Source organism: Saprospiraceae bacterium (assembly GCA_016710235.1).
Classification (GTDB): domain Bacteria; phylum Bacteroidota; class Bacteroidia; order Chitinophagales; family Saprospiraceae; genus Vicinibacter.
Map to the genome: position 1 here is coordinate 1,776,366 of JADJLG010000001.1, position 16,377 is coordinate 1,792,742.

Annotated in this window: 12 protein-coding genes; 6 read left to right on the forward strand and 6 right to left on the reverse strand. The window is 39.4% G+C overall.

The window, feature by feature from the left end:
• The first annotated feature begins 37 nt into the window (after positions 1-37).
• A complete protein-coding gene (locus IPI99_07305; GenBank protein ID MBK7340316.1) occupies positions 38-796 on the forward strand; it encodes a hypothetical protein in 759 nt (252 codons plus the stop codon).
• Between the two features lie 672 nt (positions 797-1,468).
• Here IPI99_07305 and IPI99_07310 read toward each other — a convergent pair.
• A complete protein-coding gene (locus IPI99_07310) occupies positions 1,469-1,933 on the reverse strand; it encodes a DUF1573 domain-containing protein (GenBank protein MBK7340317.1) in 465 nt (154 codons plus the stop codon).
• Positions 1,934-2,198: 265 nt separating this feature from the next.
• Between IPI99_07310 and IPI99_07315 the strand changes: the two genes are divergently transcribed.
• Positions 2,199-4,568 carry a transketolase gene (locus IPI99_07315; GenBank protein ID MBK7340318.1) on the forward strand — a complete coding sequence of 790 codons (2,370 nt, stop codon included), beginning with the start codon at positions 2,199-2,201 and terminating at the stop codon, positions 4,566-4,568.
• A 125-nt stretch (positions 4,569-4,693) separates the two neighbouring features.
• Positions 4,694-5,446 (forward strand): polyprenol monophosphomannose synthase, encoded by a 753-nt coding sequence (locus IPI99_07320; protein MBK7340319.1) that lies wholly within the window; start codon positions 4,694-4,696, stop codon positions 5,444-5,446.
• A 92-nt stretch (positions 5,447-5,538) separates the two neighbouring features.
• Here IPI99_07320 and IPI99_07325 read toward each other — a convergent pair whose 3' ends face one another.
• The 3 genes from IPI99_07325 to IPI99_07335 form a co-directional block, all read right to left on the reverse strand.
• The gene (locus tag IPI99_07325; GenBank protein ID MBK7340320.1) at positions 5,539-6,816 is read right to left on the reverse strand and encodes an HlyC/CorC family transporter; all 1,278 of its coding nucleotides are present in this window, start codon (positions 6,814-6,816) and stop codon (positions 5,539-5,541) included.
• Positions 6,817-6,952: 136 nt separating this feature from the next.
• Positions 6,953-9,622, reverse strand: a complete 2,670-nt coding sequence (locus IPI99_07330) for a prolyl oligopeptidase family serine peptidase (GenBank protein MBK7340321.1) — start codon at positions 9,620-9,622, stop codon at positions 6,953-6,955.
• A gap of 18 nt (positions 9,623-9,640) precedes the next feature.
• Positions 9,641-10,780 carry an RNA methyltransferase gene (locus IPI99_07335; GenBank protein MBK7340322.1) on the reverse strand — a complete coding sequence of 380 codons (1,140 nt, stop codon included), beginning with the start codon at positions 10,778-10,780 and terminating at the stop codon, positions 9,641-9,643.
• A gap of 466 nt (positions 10,781-11,246) precedes the next feature.
• Between IPI99_07335 and IPI99_07340 the strand changes: the two genes are divergently transcribed.
• From IPI99_07340 to IPI99_07350, 3 genes are all read left to right on the forward strand, one after another.
• Positions 11,247-12,722, forward strand: a complete 1,476-nt coding sequence (locus tag IPI99_07340) for an OmpA family protein (GenBank protein MBK7340323.1) — start codon at positions 11,247-11,249, stop codon at positions 12,720-12,722.
• Positions 12,723-12,915: 193 nt separating this feature from the next.
• Positions 12,916-13,566 carry a uracil phosphoribosyltransferase gene (gene upp / locus IPI99_07345; GenBank protein ID MBK7340324.1) on the forward strand — a complete coding sequence of 217 codons (651 nt, stop codon included), beginning with the start codon at positions 12,916-12,918 and terminating at the stop codon, positions 13,564-13,566.
• 26 nt (positions 13,567-13,592) lie between these two features.
• Entirely contained in the window at positions 13,593-14,000 is a 408-nt protein-coding gene (locus IPI99_07350) for a DUF1761 domain-containing protein (GenBank protein MBK7340325.1), read from the forward strand.
• Between the two features lie 60 nt (positions 14,001-14,060).
• Here IPI99_07350 and nhaA read toward each other — a convergent pair whose 3' ends face one another.
• The gene (gene nhaA / locus IPI99_07355) at positions 14,061-15,200 is read right to left on the reverse strand and encodes a Na+/H+ antiporter NhaA (protein ID MBK7340326.1); all 1,140 of its coding nucleotides are present in this window, start codon (positions 15,198-15,200) and stop codon (positions 14,061-14,063) included.
• A complete protein-coding gene (locus tag IPI99_07360) occupies positions 15,175-16,374 on the reverse strand; it encodes a cation:proton antiporter (protein ID MBK7340327.1) in 1,200 nt (399 codons plus the stop codon). The genes nhaA and IPI99_07360 overlap by 26 nt, the downstream gene beginning before the upstream one ends.
• Positions 16,375-16,377 lie beyond the last annotated feature (3 nt).

A 16,377-nucleotide genomic window follows, 5' to 3' on the forward strand; every position in this document is an offset into this window, starting at 1 on the left:
TTTAGAGAACATAATTTCAAAAGTACAATGCCGTTTTTTGAAAATAATTGTACTCTTATATACTATTGAGACTATGGATTCTTATCCTGCTTTTATGAACCATCCCTTGTGGGACGCTATTAGAATCACCCGAAATTCAAATCTCATTGGCCAATTGAGAAAGATGAATTTCAATCGTCTGGTTTCTTATATTACTGTAGCTGTCAGTGCGTTTTATCCAATTAGCTACGCAAGTTTGCTCGCATTTAGAAGATTTTCAACCTTATCGGATGATCCTGAAGCTAAAGCTATCGCCAACGAAATTTATTTGGTTGAATGTGGTGAAAGACCCATCATTAGGGGGTCTGAATACACAGGTATCAAACATTGCGAGCAGTTGAAAATCATGTTTGAGTCTCTATTTAGTAACATCAATTTTGACATTCCTTCACCTGAAAATTTTGAGGTGTTGAGAAAGGCTGACATTGAAAATGCGGACCTTGTAAAAAGTTTGGCTATTTGTGATTTGATAGAAACAACAGCTCCTTTTGTGATTCATTTTTACCAGGATTTTCTGATCCAATGCCAACTGGCATTAGGAAGATCGAGTGAGTTTGTAAAAAGAAATTATCTGGATGAGCATAATCTTACTGAAGGAGATACATGCGAGCTTCAGCACATTGAAATGCTTGGCAGAATGAAATTGAATTACTCTGATGTGATCAGTTCAACGGCATATAATACGCATCAGAGAATTTTTGTCAATTTGGTATCCCAGCATTTTTCAGGTTGTCTGAAAGAAATGGAAAAATCTTGAGTTTTAACTTTTACTAAGCTTGTTTAAGCGAAAACTCATTGCATTTTGTGTCGTATAATTTAGTTCAGCAAAGGTGATTATCTGTAAAACGGAATTCTTTTGGCCACATTTTCTGAAGATTTTTGATAATCTGAAAACAGTATTATGGCAACCTCGGCGTTTTTTAAATGCAGGTGGGTAAAAAGCCAAGGCAAAAGTTAAAATCCAAGTTTTACTTTAAAGATATTTTGCGATCCTTTTTTTTCTTCAGTATCAAAACTTGGCGTAAGCTTGATTCGTAAGAGTATTTTCTAAACAAGTCAAGTGCAATAGCATTTGTCTCCATTATGTTTGATCCAAATGTAATAGATGGAAGCACATTTTTCTCTGTTAAAATCATTTGGCAAGCCTAGCAAATTTTGTTTGCTTCTCTCATTTTAATTGAAATTGTTCACTGGAATTTTGCTTTGCGGAACCTTTTGCTCATCACTAGAACTTTGATTTAGTTTTAGTGAGATAAAATGAAATTATATCGGGAGGGCAAAATTGAATTCTGGCCCAGACGGTGACCTCAGGAAAAGAGAATGTGTAGGTGAATTAAGTTGAACTCAATGAATACTAGGGTTTGGCCTAGCTTTAAAAAACAAAAAGCCCCTTTCGTGGAAAGAGGCTCTTTGAGAATTGTATTTCTTTTTATTGTTTTGGATTCAACACGGAACCATCGCTGGTTGGAAGTGTCTCCTCTTTTGTGTCAGAGATATTTCCTTTGATGTAAAGAGTAATTTCTTCCTCTCCTTCATTGGTTTGAATTCGGACAGTTTTGTTGATTGGTCCGACTCTCTGAGTGTCATAATTGATTTCAATCGTGCCTTTTTCACCTGGCATGATTGGTTCTTTTGGCCAAGTAGGCACAGTGCAACCACAAGATCCTCTAGCAGTTTTTACGATTAGAGGCTCTGTTCCTTTGTTTGTAAAAACGGCCTTACGGACGCGATCACTTCCTTTTAAAATTTCACCAAAGTCCACTGTATTTGTTTCAAATACCATTTTAGGACCTTTTGTTGAAGTTGTGGCTGCTTGCTCAGCAGGTTTAGTAGTTTGAGCAAAAACAGCACTACCTATTAGAAGGAAGGCAAGAATAGAAAGTACATGTTTCATGTTTTCTTTTTTAAATGTTTTGTGAGACAAATTTATATTCATAAACCGAAAATTAGACCCTTTTTGATTGTTGAGGTGTGTTAAAGCCATGTTAAATGATTAATTTTTATGATTTATTAGCCCATTTAATTTCCTAATTAAAAGAAAATAAATAATTTATATATTTATAATAAATTAATATAATCAAATATCGGCAAGTGCGCTGATGAGCAATTCTGAGTTTGGCGGCAGCCTTTTTATTGTATTTTTGTGCTAAATCCAACTTATGTCTTTAATCCAACCTATTGAATCTTTTCTTCAGCAAATCAATACATCGGACGCAGTTTACAGGCGAGAAGTTATCACAGACTTTTGGATTTGTCTTGTGAGCCGAGAGTGCTCTTTATTGGGCCGGAAGGAGGTATTGACAGGCAAAGCTAAGTTTGGGATTCTGGGTGACGGCAAAGAAGTGCCTCAGGTCGCTATGGCGAGAGCTTTTCAAAAAGGAGACTTCAGGTCCGGATATTATAGAGATCAGACCTTTTTAATGGCACTTGGATTGTGTTCAGTCAAGGATTTTTTTGCACAGTTGTATGCTGATGTTAACAATGACCCTTTCTCCAAAGGAAGACAGATGAATGCACATTTTGCCACTCCATTATTATCTTCTGACGGTAATTGGCTAGATCATTCGTCTATGTATAATGTAACTGCGGATATCTCGTCCACAGCAGGTCAGATGGCAAGGGCTCTTGGAATTGCTTTGGCTTCGAAGATGTACAAGCAGAGTAAGACAAAAAATGGATTTTCTGACAAAGGACGTGAGGTATCGTTTTGTACTATCGGAGATGCTTCAACTTCTGAGGGAATTTTTTGGGAAACAATGAATGCTGCAGCTGTCATGCAAGTGCCATTGGCTGTTTCGGTATGGGATGATGGATATGGTATTTCGGTACCTAAGGAGTTACAAACAGCAAAAGGGAACATTTCTGAAGCCTTAGCCGGGTTCCAGCAACTCGGGACGGAAGACAAAGGAATCAATATTTATAAAGCCAAAGCATGGGACTATCCAGCGCTTGTAAAGCTTTATACAGAGGCAGTGCAGGAAATGAGGAAAACTCATCGCCCATCGTTGTTCCATATAGAAGAGGTAACCCAACCTCAAGGACATTCCACTTCAGGATCTCACGAGAGATATAAGTCCACCGAACGATTGGCTTGGGAACTCGAGTTTGATTGCATCAAAATCATGGGAGAATGGTTGACTCGGAATAAGTTGCTGAATAAAGAAGATATTGAGCATTTGAATGCTGAGGCACGGACATTTGTCCGCTCCGAAAGAAATGCTGCCTGGGAAAATTACCAAGCCCCAATGAAGAAACTTAGAGATGAGCTCCTGACAATTTTAGAAAATGAACCAAATGACTTTGTCGAAATAGCTCAGCATATCCGGAGTTTAAAAGATATTTCAGTCCATGAAATTTTGGCTCCCTTGAGAAGAAAACTGCTCACTCTTCCCGGCGGCAGTTTCCCGCAATTGAAAGAGTGGTTGGAGACAAAGATGTCTCAAACCAAACAGAACTATGCCTCAGACTTGACTTCTTATGATCCTTTTAAAGAAGGAGTTGCCGCTCGCTACAGCGATAGCTCGTCGCAACTCAGCGGTTATCAGGTGTTGAATCAATATTTTGATCAATTGATCGAAAAGAATAAAACCGTTTATGCATTTGGAGAGGATGTTGGGCAAATCGGAGATGTGAACCAGGGATTTTCAGGATTGCAACAGAAGTACGGGGTCCAAAGGATATTTGATACAGGAATCAGGGAATGGAGTATTATCGGTCAAGCAATCGGTATGAGTATGAGAGGTTTGAAGCCTATCGCCGAAATTCAGTACCTGGACTATATAGTATATGCTATGTCTGCATTGATGGATGATCTTGCCACAGTGCGTTACCGGTCTGCAGGAATGCAGAAAGCACCTGCAATTATCAGGACCAGGGGTCATCGCTTAGAAGGAATTTGGCATTCCGGTTCACCTATTGGAATGTTATTGCACTCCCTCAGAGGAATTCACGTTTGTGTCCCACGCAACATGGTTCAGGCTGCCGGGATGTATCAAACTCTAATGGAGTGCGGAGATCCTGGTCTCATAATCGAATGTCTCAATGGGTATAGGCTGAAAGAGCTTCGACCTGATAATCTCGGTACATTTTCCATCCCGCTGGGTAAAATCGAAATCCTAAATATCGGATCGGATATCACTTTGATCACCTATGGTTCTTGCGTCAAAATAGCACAAGAGGCTACTGATCGTTTGTCAGATCTTGGCATTAGTGTAGAATTGATTGACGCTCAAACTCTGCTGCCTTTTGATGTGAGATCTGAGGTCACAACTTCCATTAAAAAGACAAATAAGCTTTTGATACTTGACGAGGATGTGCCCGGAGGTGCAAGTGCTTATTTATTGCGCGAAATCATGGAGACACAAGGAGCATTTGAATATTTAGATACAAAGCCGATTTGTCTCAGTGCTGCAGCGCATCGCCCTCCGTATGGAAGTGATGGAGATTATTTCTCAAAACCTTCAGTGGAAGATGTGATGGAAGCAGCAATTGGGATGATGAGAGAGTACGATCCACAGCAATTTGCTTGAGTCCTTGAGTTTGATAATATTCAGCAAACCTCTCAGCCTATAAAAATTAATATATTGTTATATATTAAATAAATATATATATTTATTTTCAAATGTATTAATTTTGCCCGAAATAGTCCAACAGCGTGTCCTTACGTTTAGTCATTATACCCACTTACAATGAGATCGAAAACATTGAAGCGATACTCCGTGCTGTCATGGAGCGTCCTGTAATGTTTGATGTCCTAGTAGTGGATGATGGTTCACCGGATGGTACAGCTGCAAAGGTTAAAGAATTGCAGCTTGAATTTACCGGGAGAATCTACCTCATGGAGAGATCTGAGAAAAATGGATTAGGAACAGCATATATTGCTGGATTTAAGTGGGCTTTGGAAGGCGGTTATCAGTATATCGGCGAAATGGATGCCGATTTTTCTCACCCCCCTGAAAAATTGGATGAGCTGAGTCAAGTCCTCGAAACAAATCAGGCTGATGTATCAGTAGGGTCTCGATATATTAAAGATGGTGGGGTGATCAACTGGCCAATAAGCCGCTTGCTTCTCAGCAGATCGGCTTCATTTTATGTGCAGTGGATCACAGGGATGAACGTTCAGGATCCTACAGCTGGATTCGCATTTTACAAACGTGAGGTCCTGGAAAATATAGACCTGGACCAAATCAGATTTGTAGGTTATGCTTTTCAAATTGAAATGAAGTATGCTGCGCATAGATTGGGATATCGTGTTAAAGAAGTACCAATCATCTTTCCGGATAGGGCAAAAGGTAAATCCAAAATGAATATCTTTATTGTCAGAGAAGCGTTAACCGGAGTATTTGCGATGAGATTTTTCAGATCTTATAAAAGATACATCAAGTCATCGAACTCAAAATCCTCCTGACAATTTATTTCTTCAGAAAGGGCAACGTTAAAATGTGGATTGACCCGAATTTTTCTTTGCCGATCTATTTCAGATCAAAGAGTGGGATTAAATTAAAGTTTTGTCACGAGTATTTTATCGATGCGTTGTCCGTCTTTATCAATGATTTCCAGGCGATAATTATCCAATAAAAGTACATCACCCACTTCAGGTAAATTTTGTTGGAAATGAATAAATAAACCTGCTACGGTGTTGAACCTATTTTTGAAACTCATGTCGATCTGCAGATTAAAAAATCTCACAAATTCAACAGCTGAATATTGACCATCCACAAACCAGCTTTTGTCGTCTCTTGAGATGATTTTGTATTCGTCTTGATGATCAGCAGACACATCACCAACCAAAGCATCCATAAGATCATCCATAGTAACCATGCCGGCTGTGCTACCATACTCATCAATGACAATGGCATAATGCATTTTTTCTTTTTTGAAAACTTCCAGGACTTTATATGCAAACGAAACTTCGTTGATGAATACAGGTTTTTTGATGAAGTCGTTGAGATCTAGTTTTTGATTTTGTGCAGCCAGAAATAAATCTTTCATCAGGACTATTCCCACAATTTTATCGATATTATTTTCAATGACAACAGGATAGGCGGAATGGATTTCATTTTTTATTTTCGACTGGATGTCTTCCCAACTATCGTTGATATCGAAGAATACGATTTCACCTCTATGCGTAAAAATAGTGTCCACTTTTTGGTCTCCTAATTCGAAGACGCGTTCCATGATATCATGTTCTATTTCGAGAATTTCTCCTCCATCTGCGCTTTCCTTTATAATGGATTTAATTTCTTCCTCTGAGACTTTTTGATCTGTCGTTTTACCAATCCCGAGTAATTGAAGTAAAACATCATTTGTTGCACTGAGCAACCACACAAAAGGAGATACCAATATGGTGAGTATGTTCATCGGTCTTACAAGCAACATTGCAATCGATTCAGGAAATGCCAATCCAATTCTTTTTGGTAATAATTCACCGAGAACGATGGACAAATATGTGATGATGATGACGACAATGCTGACTGCAATGGTATTGGCAAAGGATGAAGAAATGCTGGTATGAAGTAAAAGGAAATCGCGAATTTCCGATGTAAATTTTTCACCACTGAATACTCCCAACAAAATACCTATCAAGGTGATACCTATTTGTACAGTGGAAAAAAACCTCGTTGGATTTTCTGAAAGCATCAGTACATCTTCTGCTTTTTTATTTCCTTTTTTCTTTTGTTGTTCTAATTTAAATCTCCTTGCTGACACCAATGCCATTTCTGCCATGGAGAAAAGACCGTTGAGAAGTATCAGGAAAAGGATAATGATGAATTCCATTCGTTCGCAAAATTAATTCATTGTCTATACTTGGAAGGTAAATTCATAAAAATGTCTGGAGAAGACTAGTGTTAATCATAAAAAAACCGGAAAAGGCAAGTGAATACCCTTCCCGGTTTTAAAATTTAATTTCGGTCTATTTTACCTCCAGTGTACCTGTCATTTTAGCAGCGCCCATTTCAGGAATGATCTTCGTATATTGATACACCCTTCTATCGGTTTTGCCAATCCAAATGACCATATCACCGGGATCTCCTGCAGCTGATTTCATACTAATTACCCAACAATCCTGTCCTTTAATCGATTCAGATCCATCCACTGAGATGATATAATCTGCTGAAGACATTTTGTGTAAATCAACATTGGAAACTTTGGTTTTGTATGATTCTGACAAAGGCAAGCAAGCTATCTGCATGAAATTTGCCGGACCGTCTGCAAAACATGCTTGGTTGAGTTTGATTTCACTTTCCTTTTTTTGTCCTGAAATATTCATTTTTAAGTTTACCTGAGTAGCTGTATAGTCCATCAAAATATTCACAGGACCTTGGTCCATGAATCTTTTTCTTGGCGCTATGCTTTTCTTTTCAAAACTACCTTCCTCTTTCATTTCACCCATAGGAGTCTCCATCTGGTCTGTGATGAAAAAATGGTCACCTTTGTCTTGGATTTCGATATTTTCGATCAGGTCCATATTTTGGCCCATTGCTTCCAGTTTTACTTTATACAGATAAGTTCCTGGTATTAATTCTGCATCCGGAACGGCAATTACAAGACTTGATTCGTCTAATTTTTCAGCTTCCGATAAATTGGCTGGATTGACTGTTATTTCTTTGAGCCTTTCAGCAACTGCCGGAGGCATTTCTTCCTGGAAGCGACCACCCAGATGTGCTGCAAGAAACTTTTCTGCTGCGGCGCAGAAAGCCATATTGTTTACGGGTCTTGCAAATCCATGGCCTTCATCCGGAGCACAGATATATTCTACGGGAAGGTTTTTATTTCTCATAGCCATCACGATTTGATCTGATTCAGCTTTTTTGACGCGGGGATCATTCGCTCCTTGGACGACTAGCAAGGGAGCTTTGATTTTGTCCACTGAGAAAAGCGGTGATTGTCTTTTGAGTTGGGCTTCGCCTTCCGGATTGGTTGGATCTCCCATTCTTTCATGGAAGATTTTGCGACCTGCTTCCCAGTATGGTGGAATAGAATTCAATAATGTCAGAAGGCTCGAAGGACCTACTAGGGAAACACCACATGCATATACATCCGGAGTGAATGTCAGACCTGCCAGAGTGGCATATCCTCCATAGGAACCTCCCATAATTCCGACCCTTTTTGGATCTACTATACCTTTTTCTACCAGATGTCGCACACCCCAGGTGATATCGTCCTGCATTTTATCACCCCACTGCTTGTTTCCTGCATCAATAAATTTCTTACCAAAGCCGGTCGATGATCTAAAATTGGGTTGCAACACTGCATAGCCCCGATTGGCCAAGAATTGTGCATAAGAATGATATCCCCAATAATCTCTCGCCCAAGGTCCTCCGTGAGGAAATACGACCAAAGGCAAATTTTTAGAAGCGATGCCTTTCGGCAATGTGAGGTAAGCAGGAATCACCATACCGTCTGATGACTTGTAACTGATCGGCTTCATCGGTGCCAGATCTTCCAATGGCATATTTGGTCTTGGTTTGTACTGGAAGGTAGTTTTCTTGGTGTTCCTGTCATACAGGTACACTGTGCCTGGATCTGTATCTGAATATGTTGCGATCAAATATTTTCGCTCGTCTCTTGTTGGACTGTACAAGCTGACTTCTTTGCCTTTGAATTGTTTTTTCAAACTGTTATATTCTGATTCCAATTCTTTGTCTTTCCAGTACAGTCTCGGCTTGTCTTCAGTATAGCTCGTGTACAGCATTTTATGTGTCATCTCTGAAAATTCTGCACTCCCAAAATCTACCTTTTTCTCAGGATCAGATTCAACAAAAGTCTCTTTCTTATTTAGAATATTGAGCAAAATCAATTTTGAGATGTCAGTATTTGTTCCTTTGTTGGTTTCCAGATAAACCTGAGCGCCATCCGTATGGAAATATATAGGTGCAAAGTTTTCCAATACATCGCAATGGTAGATAGGCACGAAAGCTTTTGGATCGACCCGTAACAGGTCAGTAGATCCATCTTCATTAGATCTCATCGCAAGTCTCAATTTGTCCTTCAAATCAAATATCCAAGCAACCATCCTTTCGTCATTTTGGCGAAGTAGTTTCAATTCACCTGTGGAGATTTTCAATTGGTACAGATCATGCCAAGCGGGATCTCTGTCATTGAGCCCGATATACATGAGGTCAGGATTGGACAACGGCACTGAATAAATCATTGCTCTGACTTTGGGTTTGTCGGTCAAGTTCCGAGAGTTTGGAACACCTGTTTCTGAGTCCGATTTGTCGAGAGGGTTTACCGCATAGACCATATAGTTTTCATCTCCTCCTTTGTCCTGAACATAGAGGATGTATTTTGAATCATTTGACCAGAAGTAGCTGCTTATTGGTCGTTTGGTGTCTGCTGTGATAGGTTTGGCAGATTCAAATGGCTCGGAAGCTTTCTTTATCCAGATGTTTCGAGTTCCTTTAAAAGGCTTGATAAATGAGATAAAGTTTCCATTTGGAGAGATTTTAGCTCCTGAAATTTCAGGATCGCCAAAAAATAATTCCCGATCGATTATAGTTGGTAATCCTTGTTTTTTGGATTGAGCCTGAACGGCTAATGCAGTTAATGTGACGACAGTCATTAAAAAATATTTTTTCATACAAAATACATTATTGGATTAATTGTTTTTCCTTGTTAATCGAGCCATGTAAAATCCATCGAATCCTTTTTGGTCGGGCCAGATTGTAGACTCTTCTTCAAGCTCAAAATTTTTTGAAGCCTCCAAAAATGAAGAAACCTGTTTTTGATTTTCTGATGGCAATATACTGCAAGTTGCATAAACCAATTTGCCTCCGGGTTTCAGCATTTCAGAATACTGTGACAAAATCTGTGCCTGAATTGTGTGGATTTCCGATATAAAGGAAGGACTTAATTTCCACTTGGCATCAGGATTTCGACGAAGTACACCCAATCCACTACAAGGAACATCCAAAAGGAGACGATCACAAGATCTGTGCAGACGCTTAATTGTTTTGGTGGATTCTATGGGTCTGGTTTCAATGATGCTGACACCTGCTCTACTGGAGCGATTTCTCAATTCATTGAGTTTATAGGCCTCTTTATCCAGGCATAACAATGTCCCTTTGTTTTTCATTAAAGCTGCCAGGTGAAGACTTTTACCACCGGCTCCTGCACAAGCATCGATGACCCTCATACCGGCTTGAACATCCAGAAATGGTGCGATCAATTGAGAATTAGCGTCTTGAACTTCAAAAAATCCGGACTTAAAGAGATCATTTTGAAAGATATTTTGTCGGGAAAGTACAAGTGCGCTTGGATAATTTGGTCCTGGGTCTTGAGACAAGATCCCTTGGTTTTCAAGCAATTTTGCCAATCTATCTTTTTCGGTTTTGAGACTGTTGCTTCGGATAACGAACGCAGCCGGTTGGTTGAGTGAATGGAGTAGCGAGTCCCAATGTTTTTCCAGTTCTTGTATACCCAGGTCGTCCATCCAATCCGGTATAGACTCTTTGATTTTTCTGACGGATCCTCCTTCTTCCAGATTCTTATCGATTGATTCCAGATATTTTGGATCCAATGTGAGCCAATCCGGAACGGATTTGTTTTTCAGGTAAAAGTAACAGCGAACGAGAAGATCAATATCTGTGTCCTGACCCAGTAGGAACGTGTAAAATCTCTTGAATCGTATAATGCCATAAACCGACTCAGCTACAAAAGCCCTGTCTCGAGCACCAAGTTGTTTGTTAGATTTGAACGCTTTCTCTACCGCTTTGTCGGCATACATGCCTGAAATCATAATTTGATGAAGAATAAAGCTGATCTGGGCTATGAGTGGCTTATGATACCGTGAAGATGAATGGTTGGACAATGCAATGATTTTAGAATTCAGCTAAATCTTATTCGGAAGGAGTGCAAAGATAAAACCAAAAGTCAGAGCAAGACTCTGATTCCAAGCCGAATCAAGTCTAAATAATTTGGACTGTACACTGATTTTATTGGAAGTCAGACAGTTTCAAATATTCGAAAATACTGTGTTCGGATTAAAAAGTCTTAAAATCATGGTTTTCCCTTAAATTTTGATAAAAAACAATGGAATGCAATGATTATCAACACCATTCAGGCTCGAGATCACAGAAAAATTACGGAAAAGTTAAGTTTTAGGCAGAAAAAAAGCCAAAAGGATTATAGATTCTGGAGTAAAGGTTTTTTCTTTGTAGGTCAAACAAATTTGATTAAATTTTAAAATTACAAATCAATCACTCATGAAAAGATTTTTAGCGAGCTTTCTATTTTGCGCTATGGTCATGCTAAACAGCGTTACCGCGCAAGATTTACCGGTGAACACGCTTACTGTGAAACCGGTGTGGATTAATTTCCACTCCCCAAATAACGACAACAAGGACTTATTCAATGACCTTGACAATGCTTTTGAACTAGGTTACAATCGCCATTTTGGCAAGTGGTTTTCATTGGGATTGCCATTGCGTATAGGTGCAGCTAGATTTCCAAAACTGGATTCTTCTGACAATGTAATTGGTTATGGTAAAGCACAATACTATACTGGCTTAGATGTATTAGGAAATTTGCACTTATTCAGAGGCAAAGCGGTTTCTCCATTCCTATATGCAGGTATCGGAGGAGCTATGCAGGACTTTGACGATTTCTATGCTCAAGTGCCTGTAGGACTTGGTGTTGACATTAGGTTGACTGACCTAGTGAGCGTGGTTGCTCAAACAGATTATAGATTGGCGCTTAAAGAAGGCTACAACAACTGGCAGCATGCCATAGGAATTCGCGCTTGTTTATGCGGAAAACCTAAAGATATGGACAAAGACGGTGTTCCAGACAAAGTAGATATGTGTCCTGATGTACCTGGTACAATAAATGGTTGCCCTGATACTGACGGTGACGGCATTGCAAATAAGGATGACAAATGTCCTGAAGAAGCCGGAGTTCCTGAAAATATGGGATGTCCTGCTGACCGTGACAAAGATGGTGTTTATGACAGAGATGATATGTGTCCTGACGTAGCAGGTACTCTCAAAGGATGTCCTGATAAAGACCGCGATGGTGTAGCTGACAAAGACGATAAATGTCCGGATGTAGCGGGAACTCTGATGGGATGTCCTGATACAGACCGTGACGGAATTGCAGACAAAGATGATAAGTGTCCAACAGTAGCAGGTCCTGCTTCTAACATGGGATGTCCAATCGACAAAGATGGAGATGGTGTTGAAGATTCTAAAGATGCATGTCCTGACGTACCGGGAACATTGATGGGATGTCCTGACCGCGACAAAGACGGTGTAGCTGACAAAGACGACAAGTGTCCGGAAACTCCGGGAGTAAAATCTAACAATGGCTGCCCTGAGATCAAGGTTGAAGACAAGAAAATACTAGATGTAGCCATGCGTTCTGTTCAGTTTGAAACAGGCACAGCTGTCATCACCAAAGCATCTTACAAAAACTTGAATGATGTCGTAAGTGTGATGAACAAGTATCCAGAAATGATGGTGAGCATCGAAGGTCACACAGATAACGTTGGTGATGCCAATTCTAATCAGAGATTGTCTGAGAAAAGAGCAAAAGCTTGTCTTGACTATTTGGTGAAGCAAGGAATTAATGCGACTCGACTAATTTCTGCCGGTTATGGTGAAACAAGACCTATAGGAGACAATACCACAGCTGCAGGTAGACAAGAAAACAGAAGAACTGAATTCAATCCTATCTGGAGATAAAATTTTAGTGATTTAGGTAGTAGAAGCTGCCAATAGTTGATACGATGTATTGACTATCGGGCAGCTTCTTTTTTTTGTATCAATACAAATAGCACAAGAGAATCAAGCTCTTTAGTTAGTATCAGCGGCCATGCTGATCCTGCAACTACAAACAAGATGAAATTGTTAGTATTTTTGTTCAGCAAAAAACTATATGGTTCATTTACTCACCTCAAAAAGATCAGTAGCAGACGAGTTGTTATATGAATTGAGGGACCGCAGCCACAATCGCAATCGCCAATTATTTCGCGATCGGATGAAAAAATTGGGTTGGATTATGGCTTATGAAATCAGCCAAAATTTAGAATACAAATCCTGTACTGCAGACACAGGCCTGGGAGAGGCGCAATCATTTATAATAAATGATGAGCTGGTACTTTGCCCTGTACTGCGCGCGGGTCTTGCAATGTATGAGGGGATGCATGCGGTTTTTTCCGGAGCAGAAACTGCATTTGTATCTGCTTACCGCAAGCATAAACCGGATGGTAGTTTTGATATTCAAATGAATTATGTGACCTGTCCTGATCTCACCGATAAGACTGTGATTCTAATTGATCCCATGCTAGCTACAGGGATGTCGATTTGCCAATCCATTGAAGCGTTGGAACAATTTGGTATTCCGAAATCTTGGTATGTTGTCTGTGCCATAGCAAGTCAGCTGGGAATTCAAACTCTTGAGCAGAAATTTCCATTAGTTCATATTTTTGCTGCGGCAATTGACGAAGAATTGACTGCCAAATCCTATATCGTTCCCGGTTTGGGTGATGCAGGAGATTTGGCCTATGGTCAAAAACTTCAGGAATGAAATTTTAATTTAGAAAAAGCGAAGCTATGTTTTATATCAATTGGATTGCAGTGATTATTTCAGCCGTGGTTTCTTATGGCATTGGCGCAATTTGGTATCATGATAAAGTATTTGGAAAAAGCTGGAAAGACGAAATGCTTATACAGGGACTAAAAAAGAAGGATGGTCATAGTGTTCAGGATAAGGTAAAGGCCTTCGTGATGACTTTGATCTATGTTTTTTTTCTGGCGATTATTACGACAAAAATGGAATACAGTTCTTGCTTGGCGGATGGTGTGAAAAGTGGTTTGATGTTGGGAGCTGGGATAGTAGCTATGGCGCTGGGAATCCATTATACTTTTGGTGGAAAGAGCAATAAAATTTGGATGATTGATGCTGGCTATATTGTCGTCATATCCGTGGTCAGTGGAGGGATAATTGGTGTCTTCGCTTGATTCAAACGGAAGATGATGGGACCTCATCTCAAAAACCCCATCTATGAAACATCAAGCATTCTATCTTTTGTGAACCAAATCGTATTGGATAGTGATATAAGCTAGAGTACCTGATATAGCAGATCCGATGAGGATAGCCAATTTGCTATGATTGATCATCGATTCCTGATCAAATGCTAGGAGAGCGATAAAAATAGACATGGTGAAACCTATGCCTCCCAGCATCCCTGCCCCTAAAATGGATTTGTACCTCATGTCATACGGCATCTTACAGATTCCAAGTGAGATTGCGGCAAAGCTAAACAGAAAGATCCCCAAGGGTTTGCCAACGATCAAACCAAGGATGATTCCAAGACTATAGTTTTGAGCTAAGGCATCATGAATATTCCCACTCAGAGGGATTGCCGTATTCGCCAAAGCAAAAATAGGTAAAATGAAAAATGCTACCGGTACATGCAACTGATGTTGTAAAATGTATGATGGAGATTTTTCATCACCTGATCCAAAGGGTATGGCAAAAGCCAATAGTATGCCTGTGATTGTTGCATGAATTCCTGAATGAAGCATATAGTACCACATGACAACTCCACCAATCAAATACGGTATGAGATTTACAACTTTGAGTCGGTTGAGAATCAAGAGTAGCCCAAAAATGCCCAAAGAAATAATCAGCCCGGCGGAATCAATTTCTTTTGAGTAAAAAAAAGCGATGATGAGTATAGCACCAAGATCATCCATGACAGCCAAGGCAGTGAGAAAAACCTTGAGCGAGGTCGGTACTTTGTTGCCAAGTAAAGATAAAATACCCAATGCAAAAGCGATGTCTGTCGCCATAGGAATACCTGCACCTGACTGACTTTCGCTGCCAAAATTCATGCTTAGATACACCAAAGCCGGAGCCAGCATACCACCGATTGCTGCAAACAATGGAAGCAAAGCGTCTTTAATGTTGGACAATTCACCAATATAAATTTCGCGTTCCAACTCGAGCCCGATGAGAAGAAAAAATATAGTCATCAATCCATCATTGATCCAATGCCTGATGTCATGATTTCCCAATTTAGTCGTAAAAAAACTTTGGTATGATTCCTGCAAAATAGAATTCGCCAAAATGATGGATAGGATAGTGCAAAAAATCAAAATCAATCCTCCGGCCCTTTCGCTTTGGAAAAACTCATTGAATAATTTTGTTGTCCGCATCTTCTTGAATTTTTGGTTTATTATAAAACATCAATCCGATCATCATGATTGACGCAGTGAGTACTATGACTTGTATGATCAGTGATTTGTTGATGAAGGGTAACCGAGTGTTTTCAGGTAAGGAAAGAAAAAGTAGAATCGTGATCAATCCCCTTGGAGCAATATAAACCAAGGCCTTTGTGGATATATTGAATACTTTCAAAATAAAGTACCTCAATATGAAAATTGCTGCAGTAATGAGAATCGCCATTGCTATAGTTTCAATATTCATGATCTCACCAGGATCTAGTAAGAAACCAAAAAGTATAAAAAACAAAGCACGTATCAAAAAAGCAATTTCAGTAGTAAGTTCTTTAAACTTATGTACATCCTGAGTAAAGTCCTTAGTATTCAAACTTTTGATAAAACGGATAAAATTAAATTCATCCATGTTGCCCAATAAAAGACCAAAAAGCATAATAAACAGTAGAGCAGGTAAATGATACACTTTGGCGATAGCATAAATGAGAATCACCATGATGATAATGGGTATGAATTTTATATGGTGATTGATTTTATTTAAAAATACAATGAGCAAGAGAGTAGCAATGAAAGATACAAACAACATCACCAAAAATTCGAATGTAAAATTGAGGAAAACGTCTGTATTGTAGCTATCATTTAAACTGATAAAATTAAATAATATCACACCAATAATATCTGATAAACTACTTTCATACGTAACAAATTCACGATCCTGAGCCAACAAATTTTTTGCACTGGGTATAGCTATGGCGCTGCTGACAATGGATAGTGGAATCGCATTGGAAAGAGCTATGCGAAAAGGGATGCCGTGGATGTAATGGAGGAAATAAGCAATACCAAAACTCATGGCAAACAGCGGTATCAAAGCGACCGCAAATGCCTTCATAACAAAATGCAGTTTTCCTGGACTGATTTCGAGTTCCAGCGCCCCTTCAAGAACGATGAGTATTAAACCAACAGTACCTATTACAGGGAGCAAGGGATTTAGATTTGGTGGTATAATATTCGTCAAGCTACTCAAGTATTGGACGGCCACTCCCAAAGCCAGCAATAGGATCACTGATGGAATTCTTGTTCTTGATGACGATATGTCAAAAACGTATGCCATCAAAAACAAGATACAAATTGTAATGATAGAGAAACTTGCCATTCA